Here is a 12,113-nt window from a genome sequence, read left to right as displayed (position 1 = left end):
AGGCCTTGGCGCTCGTGGCCTGAAACAGCCAAATGACGCTATCGGGGGGTGAGTTCTGGCGACTGCTAAGAAGCTTCAGCTATGCGCGGTGGTTGACTACCATGCGGCTGTGACCGCTCAGTCGCGATGAGTCCACGACCGGCAGCTCCCGCTGCGAAGCGGACAACCGCAACGGCCCGGCTAGTGATGGCAATAGGCCCTGAACGGCTGTTCACCTCCGGCACCAGGCCTCGTGCGAATGGACGGGGGCGCATTCAAAGTATCGTGAGGATCCCGCCGGGAAATTCAGACTATGTTGAGAATCGCCTCAACGTGGCTTCGTCAATCTGCAGTCAGGCCTTGGCCCGTATAGGAGCGAAATCTCGCGTTGGTCTCGCATCGACAATCGGACCTGGAATCGCTGGACGCTCGGGTAGCCCCAGCTCGCAACTATGAACCCCATCCGCCGCATTCGCGCGCGCCTCGGCGTCACGCAGGAAGGCCTGGCCGAGGGCATAGGCTGCACGCCGGGAAACATCGGCCACTACGAGCGTGGCCAGTCCATGCCGCCGACCCGAGCGCGCCGCCTGATCGCCTTCGCCGCCGCGCGCGGCCATGTCGTCACCTTCGACGACATCTATGCCGAGCCCCACGACACTCCCATGGAAACGAGCAAAGGTGATGCACGATGATTCCAATGATGTCCTCTGAAGAGGTGGCCAGCTACCTCGACTGCGAGACCAAGACCGTTGAAGAGGCGGCGCGCACCGGCCGCCTGCCCGGTGTGAAGTTCGGCCGCTCGTGGCGCTTCCCGCTGAGCGCCCTGCTCGAGGCGCTGCACGAAGAGGCGATGAACACCGCGAAGAAGAACCGCACGCGGCCGGAGCCAGTGGCCATTGCAAAGCCCACCGGCCGGAAGTCCCGGCGCACGCCGATCCCAGTGATCCCCGGCTTCAACGACTAGACGAAGCGATTCGAGAGATCCTCGCCGCGCAGCGAGAGGTTGCGACGAGGCTGCCGCGGGTAGAACTGAGGGTACTGAAGTCGATGTCGGATTCCCCTTTCTGTATATTTTCCGGCCCGGGTGGGTCGGGCCTTGGGGCTGTCTTGTGTCTGGTCGGAATGGTGAGCTCCTGCTGGTTGAGTCGCAATGCTGCACCCGCTGGAAGCCCTGTGCCTATTGGCGTCTGCTGGCGAACGCCGCGCCCGGTACGCGCTCAGGACGTTGGGCGCAACGAGCCATCTGCGCATGCGTCTCATCGCTGTTCCATCGCCCGCGTTCGTTGTGATGACGCCTTGCCAGCGATCGCGCAAGCTGTCGAAATTGTTTGCGTAGCAATTGAATAATCACTACATTATCAATATGGCAAATGACAACCAACGAGGCGGTTCTCGTCCCGGCAGTGGGCGACCCGCGATAGACCCGGGGCAGGAATCGGTGCCCGTCCAGATCCGCATGACCACGACGCAGCGGGACAAGCTCAAGCGCCTCGGCGGCCCGCACTGGGTGCGCGATCGCATCGACAAGGCCAAGGAGCCACCGAAGAAGGAATGACCGCCTCGTCTCAGGGCTGGGGTGTCCTGAATTCCAGGGTATCTATCTGAGGCACAAAAGCGACGGCCCAAGGTGCTGGACACACCGAGGTCCGTCTAACCACACCGTGCAACCCGTGAAAGGACACGCACACCATGGCTTCTTCAATTATCACAAGAATCGATAAATCCGCGATCTCAACGACTAACGTTGTGCCTTTTGCGCGCCGGACAGCGACGGCTTCACCGGACCAACAGAAGATCATCGACCTCTTGGCCGCCGAGTTGGCGCGCGCCCAGCGAGGGGAGATTGGTGGCGTCATGCTGATCACCTCGACGAGTGTTGATTGCGACGATCACATCGAAATCCGCGGCTTGTTCTCGCACCAGCTCGAACGCGCCTCCTACGCACTCACGAAGAGTCTGGATGCGTTGATGGCCCATATCCAGGGCCGCGGCACGGACTTCGCTGGCCTCGGAAAGACGGGGCGATGGTGAGCGCCGTCGCCAGCAATCCCAAGACATCCAAGCAGCCCGCGTGCGACCACGAGCCCACCGTGGAGCGACGGGTCTTCCAAGCTTCCACCAGATGATCGCCTCGGCCATCGAAAATGCGCGCAAGCACACTCCAATCTTTGTAGCCATGCCTATCGAACGAATCCTCCGACGTTCCGAAGAACTCGATGACGCCATCGTCCAGTTGCTGGATCTCGACGGCTACCCCGTCTACGGTGAAGATGCGCCGCGCATGGGCCTGAGCGTCACCGCAGCGTCGCTGGCAATGGAGCATGCGCGGGCGCTGCGCAACCTGGTTGCAGGAGGGTTCGTGTCGTCCGCGGTACCGCTCATGCGCCTGCAGTACGAAGCTACCGCCCGCTCGGCGTGGCTACTGTTCGCCGCCAGAGATGAGCACGTTGCCCTTGCGGCGGCGCCACTCACCGCCGAGGCCGACGAGGCGGCACGGAAGCTGCCACTTGCACGGGACATGATCAAACAGCTACGGAACGCCTCGGTCGCGGTACCCGCCGCCGCAGCACCTGCCGCGATGCTGGGAAGGTTCGACGACATGCAGCGCCACGCGCTGAACTCATTCGTGCATGGCGGCATTCACGCGCTGCGGCGCCACCAGGACGGCTTCCCGGTACAGATCGTCCGGCAGTTGATCGAGTGTTCGAACGGCCTGGTCACGATCAGCGCCATGATGCTGGCCATCCTCACCGGCGACCGACTCTTGGCGACCCGGATGAACAGGGTCCACGTCGGCTTCGAGGACTGCCTCACGCCGATCCTGTCGTCGTACTGACGGCTCGTTGGCGGCGGCCCAGCGTCGTTGATTCAACGACCTCGCTCTACGCGCATGGCACGCGCTGGAAGCAGTCCAGCTGATGCGGTTCCGCAACGATGCGGCACTACGCTCCCCCTTCGTGTTTGATGTGATCGTGCGCTCGGGCTGAAATGCCGTAGGCATTTCAAACACCCAACCCGAAGGGCACCCATGACCATCACTCAACAACCGACACGCAAGCACATTCCAGCTCCAAAGGTCCCTGGCCTCGGCTTTCCGGTCCGTAAGGATGGCGCCGCCAATCAGGTTCCGGTCTCGCACCGGGACGCCAAGTCCCTCGAGCATGGCGGGGCGATTTGTGGCCCAGGCACGCGCACCAGCGACTCGGTGCCGATCTGGGCATCCAATGGAGAATTCATGCTGCCCGCCGACACCGCCGCGGCGGTTGGCAAGCAGAAGCTGCAGGCACTCGTCGATGCCACCCATACGCCTGTCGGCGGGGCGGTTCGCAAGAACGGCATGGTGGCCAAAGCGAACGGGGGCTTGATCGACTCGCTCAAGCAAGAACCTGTCGGCGTCGCACCCGCAGGGCTCGGTATTCAGAATCGAGCTGCTTCGGAAGTCGCCGCCGCACCCGATATGGCTCCAAGTGGCTTCCATGCTGTTGCGGCCGCGTCCCCAGGCCTCGGCGTGAAGCAGATCGGCAGCGTCGGCATTCCGGAAGCCCTGCCGATGTTGACCGCCTCGCTGCCTGCGAGTCCCCAGGCCGTGCAGTTGGCGGCCAATGAAGCGGCTGCCGCGAAGCCCGCGCCCGCCGGGGCGCCAGTCTCTGCCATGGCGCCGCAGCAAACAGGCGCGGCGTTCGGGATCTACCCGAACCCCAACAGTCGCCTCTCGTCGCACGCGAACGACAAAGCCCTCGCGCGCGGTGTGACGGCCACGGGCCCGTCCACCTTCCAGCCTGCGACACCGCTGTCTGTTGCGCCGCTGCGCCTGAACAATCTCACTGACCCGCGCAGCACGCAATTCGCCGGGGCGCCTGGCGCACGAGCTCCAGGCGCGCCCGATGTGTCCCGCGTAGACAACGCGATAGCGCCTCCCGCCGTCGGCGATGCAGCAGCGTTGGCCGTACCAGTCGCGCCGACGGATGCTTCTGCCGCGGGTGCAGCGGCGGCCAGCCCCGTGGGCGCGCAGCCCAGCGCCGTAGCCTCCGGTGCAGTTCGGCGCGCCGGCAATGCCTACTTCGGCAGCAACGTGTCGGGCGATGTCTCGGTCAACGGCCGTGAGGCTGGTGGCGGTTCGATGTCGATGCCCACTGCGAACTTCGTTGGTGGCGCACTAGGCGCGACGGCCGCGGCGCCGGCCCAGGTCGCGCCCGGTGCCGGCCTTTCCGTGATCGGCACCGGACCGGCCGAGGCCGGCATGGGCGGCGCCGCGCGCGAGAAGTTCTTCGACGATGCGAACCTGCGCACGGTCGCGGCGAAGAGCAGCTGGTCGCCGCGCGGCGGCTATCAAGGCGACCCGATCGCGGTCAAGGCGGCGCTCGCGCCGATCGAGAACCGCCAGCGCCTCGCCGAAGGCGCGGTGCGCGAAGCCGGCGAGGCGGCGCGCGCTACCCAGCGTGATGCCGGCGAAACCGCGCGGCTCGGCATCCGCGAGGCGGGTGACGACCGGCGCGCCGCCGCTACGAACGCGCGTTTGGGCGTTCGCGATGCGATCAACCGCGACGAATTCGGCCTGAAGAAGACGGCTGTCGAGTTCGACAACCGCGGCCGGGCTCGTCTCGAGGCCGCACAGCTCGAGCTCCAGAAGGCGACCACGCCCGAAGCCATCCGCACGGCGACGCAGAAGGTGCTGGCGCTCGGCGGAAAAGAGCCCACCGCCAACCGCTACACGGTCATCCCTGGTGGCCAGACCGTCGACCCGACTACGGGCCAGGCCATGCGCGAGGCGTCGACCGTGGTGGACAATCAGACCGGGCAGCTCATTCAGCCGGGCGGGGCACCCACCGCCGTGCGCACTGCCCCGCCCGAAGCCGTCGCCCGCCTGAAGGCCAACCCCAGCCAAGCCGCGCTGTTCGATCAGAAATACGGCGCCGGCGCATCTGCCCGCGCGCTCGGCCAACAAAAGTGAGCATGCATGCCGTGGAAGAAAGCAATCGGGCGGCCTTACGCATCGATGGGGCCGGATCGTTGGGATCCGGAGAGGGCAGTGGCTGCGCGGTCGACAGCAGCGGGCCTCGGTGTTGGCTCCGCTATCCCTTGAGTCCGGCCTGCAGCTGGTCCACGTGGTAGTTGAGCTCGAAGCACAGATCGCGTACCGCGCTCGCCCACTTCGGATTCCTCGAGCTGGTGCTGGTCGGCGTGCGCATCGCAATGTGCGCTTGACGCAGTGCACTCTCGAAGCTGCTGGCCCACCATTCTGGCCCCTCGCCGCGACGCTGCCGCTGGAACTCCCGGAGCCTGTCGGCCAGGCGGTCCTTCATCACTTTGTAGTGGCCCATGGCGCGCTCCTGGGCATAGGGATCGCGGCTGTTTCCGAGTTCAAGTAGCGCCTCGGCTTGTTGCTCGAGCTGCCGCAGTTCGGCCAACACATCTTTCAGGGTCATAGGGCGGAACTCCGTCAAGTGTAGAAAAGTGCGATCTCCTGCGGCTTGCCCTCGCTAAGAAAACCGAGTGTGACCTTGCGTGGCGGCGCGGCCCAATCATCCGTCAGCAAGGCATCGATGAGATCCCTTCCCTTCAAGCCCCGTTGCAGCAGCTTGTCGTGCGTGGCCAGGATCAGGGCAGGGTGCTCATTCGTCGCATAGCTACCGTCTACGAACTCGATCGTCACAGTCACCGTCATGTGTGCCTCCGGAAGATGGCAATCGTAGCGCCAAGGTAGAAGAACCTTAGAAAACCTGACATCCGGCACCGCCGAATCGGCTTGCGGGGGGCTTCAGAAAACTTCATCCTGAGCGGCCGTTGCGGCGCTTCGCGGACCTGAACAAACCGGAGATCCGGTCCGCCCCTTGCAGCGGCCAGATGCGGCTTAGCCGGTGCGCATGCATTGGCCGACCGCCGCCGCGGTGCCGAGGGCCGCGAGTAGGCCCTTGGCGAGCGTGGGCCCGTGCTGGCGCCACCATTCGCGTCTTAACGCTGCCCGAGCTTCTCCGGTTGCATTCCCGTAGCGTCCTTCGTCGAGCCATTCCTTGACGGTTCGGAGGCCGTGCTTCGCGACTTGGCCAGCAATGATCTGACGCATGCGATCGGGGGCGTTCCGTGATTTGTCCGGCATCGGTTCATCCTGTTGGTGTTTGTGATGGGATTCGAGCACACTGAAGCCAATCGACCGCTGCGGCCCGATTTCGCAAGTTCGACGGCAGCAAACCGGTGCGGCGTTCGGGATCTACCCGAACCCCAACAGCCGCCTCTCGTCGCACGCGAACGACAAAGCCCTCGCGCGCGGTGTAACGGCCACGGGTCCGTCCACCTTCCAGCCTGCGACACCGCTGTCTGTGGCGCCGCTGCGCCTGAACAATCGCACCGACCCGCGCAGCACGCAATATGCTGGCGCGCCAGGCGCACGTCATCCTGAGTTGAGGGGAGCAGGGAATGTACGCGGATGCCGCCAACGAAAAGCCCGCTGGATCGGGCGCCGCTTTCGGTCGCGCGACAGGCGCGATGTCGTGCGGGTTGCCCCGCGCCGGGAGCCGTGTTTGTAGGTGATACGATCAAAACCGCTTCGCTCGGCCCGTCGGACGGCGCGGCACCGAAGATCCAGGTGAAAACAGAATTTCTCAAGCCACGCCTTGTAGGCACCCGATTCGAAGAGCACTCAATCCCTGTTGAGGTCCTAAAGGACTGGGCAGCGTTTGAGGGTCTCATCGTGGAAGCTGCACGGTGGCTGTATCTTGAGGAGAACCCTAAGCGCAAGCGCACCCCCCGCGGCTTTGCCCAGAGCTTCTCACTCCATCTCACGCAGGTTGAGGACGGCAGCGCGGTCGCTGTCTTGGAGCGCTCACACGTGGCGGGGACGCTTGTACCTGACGCATGGGCAGAGTGGTTCGACAAGGCTCGCGATCGCATCCTGTCGACCATCGACGCGGCCGGAAGAGGGCAGCCTTTCGACAATCTCTTGCCAAAGTCGCTGCTGGCATACTTCGACCAGTTCGGCCGTTCGCTGCGTGACGATGAGCGTGTCGAGTTCCCGCAGGGCGCCGAGCAGCCCCCTTTGGTCTACGACAATCGTGTCCGCAAGACGTTGGTGCTCAAGTCGGCCACGGTCTACCGAACCGAAGAGTCAGTTCGCGGCTCAATGTCCGAACTGAACTTGGAGAACAACACCTTCACTCTGAAGCTGATCAGCGGGGAGAAGGTTGTCGGTTACTTCAGCGAAGAGCTCCGCGACGCCGCGCATAGCGCCCTCGGGGCATATGGGGAATCGCTGGTCATGGTCGAAGGCGCGGTGGTGCGCGACCATATGGACAACCGAAAGCGCATTGAGCAAGTCACACGCATAGAACCCCTGGATCCATTGGATGTGCCAGCGCGCCTCGAAGCCCTGGGCCTATTGCGCGATGGCTGGCTTGACGGCGAAGGGTCCGGCCTGCAGCCGGAGGGCCTGACCTGGTTGTCCAAGACGTGGACTGAGCACTGGCCCGATGACTTGCCGCTGCCCTACGTCTACCCGACACCGGCAGGTCACGTGCAGCTCGAATGGAGCATGGAAGCCTCGTCCGTCTCGGTCGAGGTTGATACCGAAAAGCACAACGCTGATCTGCTCAGGTCGCGGACGGCAGACGGCGAAGTGCTTGAGGAACTTGTAGCGGACCTCACATCGCCCGATGGCTGGCTCCAACTCGCCGACGCAGTGCGTCGGGTATGAACGGGCATAGAGAACTCATGGCCGATGAACAACTGCTGCATCGACAGGTGCATCCGTCTTGGGTCCAAGATGGGCGAGTTACCAGTCAGGCTTTCGGCCCGACGCCTAAAGATGATGGCCTGCTGTCGGTGTATGACGGCGCACAGATGGCGCCCGAGCCGAGCTATCTCCACTACACGCTGGAACAATGTTTGTCTGCGATTGGCACGGTGTCAGTGACCGCAGGGGAGGTCGACGCGGTTGGCCTGCCGTGGCGGCCGGACCCAGAGCCCTTCCCGGAGCACGCGGTCATTGACTTCACTGTGCTGCCGACTGCCGGCAAGGTGAAGGCGAAAGCGCAGGCCCTCGCAGAGAAAGCGCGACAGCGCGGATGGACTTATTTGTCGAGCTAAGCCGCCGCGCCCGTCACACGTGCGCGTGATGACACGTCGCTGAGGTGGCCTAGGCATTCGAACGACCTACGAAATACCCACAAAGGCAAATGCACTTTCGCCGAAGACCCCTAATGCGTGTGCAGCGCGCGGCCTGAAGTGCGCGGATCTGGTCAGCATGCTCCGCGTCGAGGGGTTCAAGGCGTAGAGCCAGCGCATCTCGTCGCGGCGACGCTCACGCCTGGACCTACAGCGGTGCCGGCCTGCTGGCGATGTCCTGGCCGCGCGATCTGAGTGCCTCGTAGAGCTGCGCTGGGCCGAGCAGGATGTCTTTCAAACCGTTGCGCACCCGCGCCGAGTCCAACGCCTGCGTGCTCATGGTCGTGTTCGCCGCGAATGCATCCATGATCGCGCTCATCAGCTCTGCGGTGAGGTCCGGCGAGTTGGCGAACTGTCCCTTCGAATTGTTCATGGCCTGCTGCACCAGCAGATCCGACTCCAGCAACTTGCCCTTGAGGACGTTGTTCACGTAGACGAGCTTGTCGTCGTCCGACAGTTCGCCCTCGAACAGGTCGTTCACTTTGGCGACGATCTCGGACAGCAGTTCCTTCACCTTGTCCTGCACCTCTCCAGCGCCGGTCTCGGTTAATGGCTGCAGCTTGTATTCGGCGCCGGGCTCATGCAAGGCCAGGTGGCGCTTTCCGTCGTCCTTAAGCTTGTGGTGAGTCAGCACCACCTTCGACATGTCGATCCCCTCGCGCTCGCGGCCGAAGTCGAGCAGCGGCAGCAGACGCTTGAAGAAGATCGCGCGCTTCTCAATCGCCGTGCTGCCGTAGTCGAAGACTTGGCTCAGGAATGCGTACACACGCAGAAAGGCCCCGAGGTCGCGCTTGAACAATGTCAGCGCGTCCAGTGTGTCCTTGGCATGCTGTGCAGCCTTCGAATCCTGGCTGGCCCCCGACGCCTCGCTGTCGAGCAGCATCTGGCGTGCCGTCTTGAATTGCTTGAGCAGCCGGTCCACAACCGGCTCGATTGCGGCGATGAGGTCGGCCTGCGTCGCCTTGGGGTTCAGCTCTATCGTCGCAACCCGATCAACCTCGAAGTCATCGTAGTGGCCCGACGCATCGAGCTTTGCCCGTAAATCGAAGACCAGATTCGCGTCGGTCACATCGGCCAGTTCGGCTGTCGCGTAGTAGGTCTTGAAGGCCGCCAGCACCTCGTCGGGCTCATTCACGAAGTCAAGCACGTAGGTCGTGTCCTTGACGCCGAAAGGGCCGCTGTAGGCCCGATTCAGCCGAGACAGCGTTTGCACCGCCTGAATGCCGCCCAGGCGCTTGTCGACGTACATGCCGCACAGTAGCGGTTGATCGAAGCCGGTCTGGAACTTGTTGGCGACCAGCAGGATCTGGTACTCATCGGTGGCGAAGGCCTCGCGCATGTCGCGGCCCTTGAGGTTTGGGTTTAGCTTGGAACTGTTCTCCGTCACGGACTCGGGAATCGACTGCGAGTCGTTGACCTCGCCCGAGAACGCCACCAGCGTGCCGAGGGTGTAGCCGCTGTCCTTGATGTACTTGTCGATCGCCAGTTGCCACCGCACGGCCTCGATACGGCTGCCGACTACCACCATGGCCTTGGCATGCCCGTTCAATTGTGGCGCCACGTTCTCGCGGAAGTGCTCCACGACGATGGCGACCTTTTGGCTGATGTTGTATGGATGCAGGCGCACCCATCGCATCAGGTGCTTCATCGCCTCGCTACGTTCGACCTCTTTCTCGTCCCATTCCTTGCCCTCGTTCGCCAGTCTGAACGCCAGCTTGTAGGGCGTGTAGTTCTTCAGCACGTCCAGGATGAATCCCTCTTCGATCGCTTGGCGCATCGAGTAGACGTGGAATGGCGCCGGCAGGTTGTCCGGCCCGGCGGCGTGTTCCAGATCGGGCCGGCGGCCGAACAGCTCCAGCGTCTTGGCCTTCGGCGTCGCCGTGAAGGCGACGTAGGTGACGCCGGCCACATTGGCGCGGCCCGCCATCTGGGCGGCCAAGAGGTCTTCAGTGCTGAACTCGCCACCGTCGGCCAGTTCCTTGAGTTCTTCAGTGCTGAGCACCTGCTTGAGCTTGGATGCTGCTTCGCCGGTCTGGGAGCTGTGGGCCTCGTCGGCGATGACGGCAAAGCGTTTGCCCTGCGTGGCAGCAAGATCCTGAACCGCCTTGAGGGCGAAGGGAAAGGTCTGGATCGTGCAGACCACGATCTTCTTGCCTCCCGATAGCGCCGAGGCGAGTTCGCCGCTCTTGCTCTGGCTCTCGCCCTTGATGGTGGCGACGACGCCGGCCGTGCGCTCGAAGTCAAAAATGGCTTCCTGCAATTGGGCGTCGAGCACGTTGCGGTCGCTCACGACCAGCACGCTGTCGAACATCTTCTTGTGCTGGCCGTCGTGCAGGTCCGCCAGGAAGTGCGCGGTCCACGCGATCGAGTTGGTCTTGCCGGAGCCTGCCGAGTGCTGAATCAAATATTTTTGCCCGGCACCTTCTGCCAGCACAGCCGCGAGCAACTTGCGCGTGGCATCGAGCTGGTGGTAGCGGGGGAAGATGACGCCGGTGATCTTCTTTTTGCTGTCGCGCTGGGTGACAAGGTAGCGGCCGAGGATCTCCAGCCAGCTATCGGATTGCCATACCTGTTCCCACAAGTAGGCCGTGCGGTGGCCCTTCGGATTGGGCGGGTTGCCAGCGGCGCCATCGTCGCCCAGGTTGAAGGGCAGGAAGCTGGTGGTCGGGCCTTGCAGCTTGGTGGTCATCATGACCGTACTGTTGCTGACGGCGAAGTGCACCAGCGCGCCGCGAGGAAATTCGAGCAGGGGCTCGGCTGACGGCCTTCCCTTGGGCTTGGGCTGGCGATCGAAGCGGTACTGGTCGACGGCTTCGTTGACGTTCTGCGTGAAGTTGGTTTTGATCTCGGCGGTCGCGACGGGGATGCCGTTCAGGAACAGCACAAGGTCAATCACGTCGTCGTGGTTGGTGCGCACCTGGCGCACGACGCGAAGGCGGTTGGCGGCGTAGCGGGCCTGCAGATCCGGGTTCATCGCCAGCGCGGGCTTGAACTGGGCCAGCTTCAGGGATTCGCGCACGCCGATCATCTCTATGCCGAAGCGCAGCACTTCCAGCGTGCCGCGCTCGTCGAGTTGTTTGCGCAGGCGATCGAGTAGCACGGTCTCGGCGGCGGCGCCGTGGTTTTTTCCGAGAGCTTCCCACGCCTTCGGCTGGGTCGCCTGCACCCATGCAATCACGTCGAAGGGAAACAGGGCGCGAGGGGTGTCGTAGAGCTGCGCGTTTTCATCGTAGAGCCAGCCGTGCGAGCTCAGATGGTTGCAGATGTCGTTCTCAAACTCGATCTCTTTGTGCAGGCTCATGCGGGCTCCACTATTCGGACTTTGTTGCGTTGGTGTCGGGACTCGCGAACAAGTCACTTGATTGTGATGATGGCTCGCCTGTTGTGGTCGTCGACGCTGTGTGCTGCGACTCGAACGCTGTGCGGGCCTCATGGTTGAGCATGCCGACCCAACCTGAAAGCTCGGGGTCGATATTGAACTTGGCGCGCATGGCATCACCGGCCTGTTGTCGCAAGCGATCAAACGCTGCGCGCTCGCCGGGTGCTAGTTGCTCCAGCCAGTCGGGAAAACGAAGGCGCCGTCGGTAGGTGGCTCTGAGCGCGGCGAGGCGCTGACGATCGGCTGTTTCGCGCTGGGCGACTTCTTGTTGTTCGATCGCGCGCCGATGAAGCTCTGCCTGCTCCAGTTGAAGGCACTCGATCTCCAACTGTTCAATGAAGCGATGAGTGTTGTCCACTAGCATCTGCCGTTCGGCGACGGTCAGCTCGCGGCCTTCGGAACTGCCATACTGCGGAGTCGATGCGCTTGGGTCTAGATGGCCATAGAGGCGCTTGAAACAATCCGACCCGAGCACCCTGAGTCCAGTGCCGTCCTGAACAACATGGATGCGACGATAGACAGTATGGCCGCAAGCAGCGCAAAGCACGCGGTCTTCCTTGGCAACCTCGACGACGGTCAGAAGAGCTGCGCCGGTCAT

12 protein-coding genes are annotated in these 12,113 nt (G+C 63.4%); 7 read left to right on the top strand and 5 right to left on the bottom strand.

Translation table 11 applies throughout. The features are described from left to right. The first annotated feature begins 431 nt into the window (after positions 1 to 431). The 5 genes from V9K97_RS13635 (at position 432) to V9K97_RS13615 (ending at position 4,930) form a co-directional block, all read left to right on the top strand. Complete coding sequence (locus V9K97_RS13635; RefSeq protein WP_337318611.1) at positions 432 to 671, top strand: helix-turn-helix domain-containing protein; 240 nt, start codon at positions 432 to 434, stop codon at positions 669 to 671. 5 nt (positions 672 to 676) lie between these two features. Next, entirely contained in the window at positions 677 to 943 is a 267-nt protein-coding gene (locus V9K97_RS13630) for a helix-turn-helix domain-containing protein (RefSeq protein WP_337318610.1), read from the top strand. A 725-nt stretch (positions 944 to 1,668) separates the two neighbouring features. Then, complete coding sequence (locus tag V9K97_RS13625; RefSeq protein ID WP_337318609.1) at positions 1,669 to 2,010, top strand: hypothetical protein; 342 nt, start codon at positions 1,669 to 1,671, stop codon at positions 2,008 to 2,010. Between the two features lie 91 nt (positions 2,011 to 2,101). Beyond that, positions 2,102 to 2,815 (top strand): DUF6988 family protein, encoded by a 714-nt coding sequence (locus V9K97_RS13620; RefSeq protein WP_337318608.1) that lies wholly within the window; start codon positions 2,102 to 2,104, stop codon positions 2,813 to 2,815. Positions 2,816 to 3,007: 192 nt separating this feature from the next. Continuing rightward, positions 3,008 to 4,930, top strand: coding sequence for a hypothetical protein (locus tag V9K97_RS13615; RefSeq protein WP_337318607.1), 1,923 nt, complete (start codon positions 3,008 to 3,010; stop codon positions 4,928 to 4,930). A gap of 121 nt (positions 4,931 to 5,051) precedes the next feature. On the opposite strand, the gene V9K97_RS13610 is transcribed toward V9K97_RS13615, so the two are convergent. The 3 genes from V9K97_RS13610 to V9K97_RS13600 form a co-directional block, all read right to left on the bottom strand. Further along, positions 5,052 to 5,405: a hypothetical protein gene (locus V9K97_RS13610; protein ID WP_337318606.1), complete on the bottom strand. Its 354-nt coding sequence runs from the start codon at positions 5,403 to 5,405 to the stop codon at positions 5,052 to 5,054. Between the two features lie 14 nt (positions 5,406 to 5,419). Continuing rightward, positions 5,420 to 5,644, bottom strand: coding sequence for a hypothetical protein (locus V9K97_RS13605; protein ID WP_337318605.1), 225 nt, complete (start codon positions 5,642 to 5,644; stop codon positions 5,420 to 5,422). Positions 5,645 to 5,830: 186 nt separating this feature from the next. After that, positions 5,831 to 6,076, bottom strand: a complete 246-nt coding sequence (locus V9K97_RS13600; protein ID WP_337318604.1) for a hypothetical protein — start codon at positions 6,074 to 6,076, stop codon at positions 5,831 to 5,833. A gap of 417 nt (positions 6,077 to 6,493) precedes the next feature. Between V9K97_RS13600 and V9K97_RS13595 the strand changes: the two genes are divergently transcribed. After that, complete coding sequence (locus V9K97_RS13595; protein WP_337318603.1) at positions 6,494 to 7,666, top strand: hypothetical protein; 1,173 nt, start codon at positions 6,494 to 6,496, stop codon at positions 7,664 to 7,666. 17 nt (positions 7,667 to 7,683) lie between these two features. After that, complete coding sequence (locus V9K97_RS13590; protein ID WP_337318602.1) at positions 7,684 to 8,058, top strand: hypothetical protein; 375 nt, start codon at positions 7,684 to 7,686, stop codon at positions 8,056 to 8,058. 226 nt (positions 8,059 to 8,284) lie between these two features. Here V9K97_RS13590 and V9K97_RS13585 read toward each other — a convergent pair whose 3' ends face one another. Both V9K97_RS13585 and V9K97_RS13580 read right to left on the bottom strand, forming a co-directional pair. Continuing rightward, positions 8,285 to 11,437, bottom strand: a complete 3,153-nt coding sequence (locus V9K97_RS13585) for a type I restriction endonuclease subunit R (protein WP_337318601.1) — start codon at positions 11,435 to 11,437, stop codon at positions 8,285 to 8,287. Between the two features lie 10 nt (positions 11,438 to 11,447). Further along, a complete protein-coding gene (locus V9K97_RS13580; RefSeq protein WP_337318600.1) occupies positions 11,448 to 12,113 on the bottom strand; it encodes a hypothetical protein in 666 nt (221 codons plus the stop codon).

It is taken from the genome of Variovorax sp. CCNWLW186 (assembly GCF_037203865.1).
GTDB lineage: Bacteria > Pseudomonadota > Gammaproteobacteria > Burkholderiales > Burkholderiaceae_C > Variovorax.
Note: the sequence above shows the minus strand (reverse complement) of the source record. Positions and strands in the feature narration are given on the sequence as shown.

What these genes read in the sequence shown, in the direction of transcription:
- V9K97_RS13605 (WP_337318605.1), bottom strand. Translation starts at nt 5,644, where the DNA reads ATGACGGTGACTGTGACGATCGAGTTCGTAGACGGTAGCTATGCGACG.
- V9K97_RS13585 (WP_337318601.1), bottom strand. Translation starts at nt 11,437, where the DNA reads ATGAGCCTGCACAAAGAGATCGAGTTTGAGAACGACATCTGCAACCAT.
- V9K97_RS13600 (WP_337318604.1), bottom strand. Translation starts at nt 6,076, where the DNA reads ATGCCGGACAAATCACGGAACGCCCCCGATCGCATGCGTCAGATCATT.
- V9K97_RS13625 (WP_337318609.1), top strand. Translation starts at nt 1,669, where the DNA reads ATGGCTTCTTCAATTATCACAAGAATCGATAAATCCGCGATCTCAACG.
- V9K97_RS13620 (WP_337318608.1), top strand. Translation starts at nt 2,102, where the DNA reads ATGATCGCCTCGGCCATCGAAAATGCGCGCAAGCACACTCCAATCTTT.
- V9K97_RS13610 (WP_337318606.1), bottom strand. Translation starts at nt 5,405, where the DNA reads ATGACCCTGAAAGATGTGTTGGCCGAACTGCGGCAGCTCGAGCAACAA.
- V9K97_RS13615 (WP_337318607.1), top strand. Translation starts at nt 3,008, where the DNA reads ATGACCATCACTCAACAACCGACACGCAAGCACATTCCAGCTCCAAAG.
- V9K97_RS13635 (WP_337318611.1), top strand. Translation starts at nt 432, where the DNA reads ATGAACCCCATCCGCCGCATTCGCGCGCGCCTCGGCGTCACGCAGGAA.
- V9K97_RS13590 (WP_337318602.1), top strand. Translation starts at nt 7,684, where the DNA reads ATGGCCGATGAACAACTGCTGCATCGACAGGTGCATCCGTCTTGGGTC.
- V9K97_RS13630 (WP_337318610.1), top strand. Translation starts at nt 677, where the DNA reads ATGATGTCCTCTGAAGAGGTGGCCAGCTACCTCGACTGCGAGACCAAG.
- V9K97_RS13580 (WP_337318600.1), bottom strand. Translation starts at nt 12,113, where the DNA reads ATGACCGGCGCAGCTCTTCTGACCGTCGTCGAGGTTGCCAAGGAAGAC.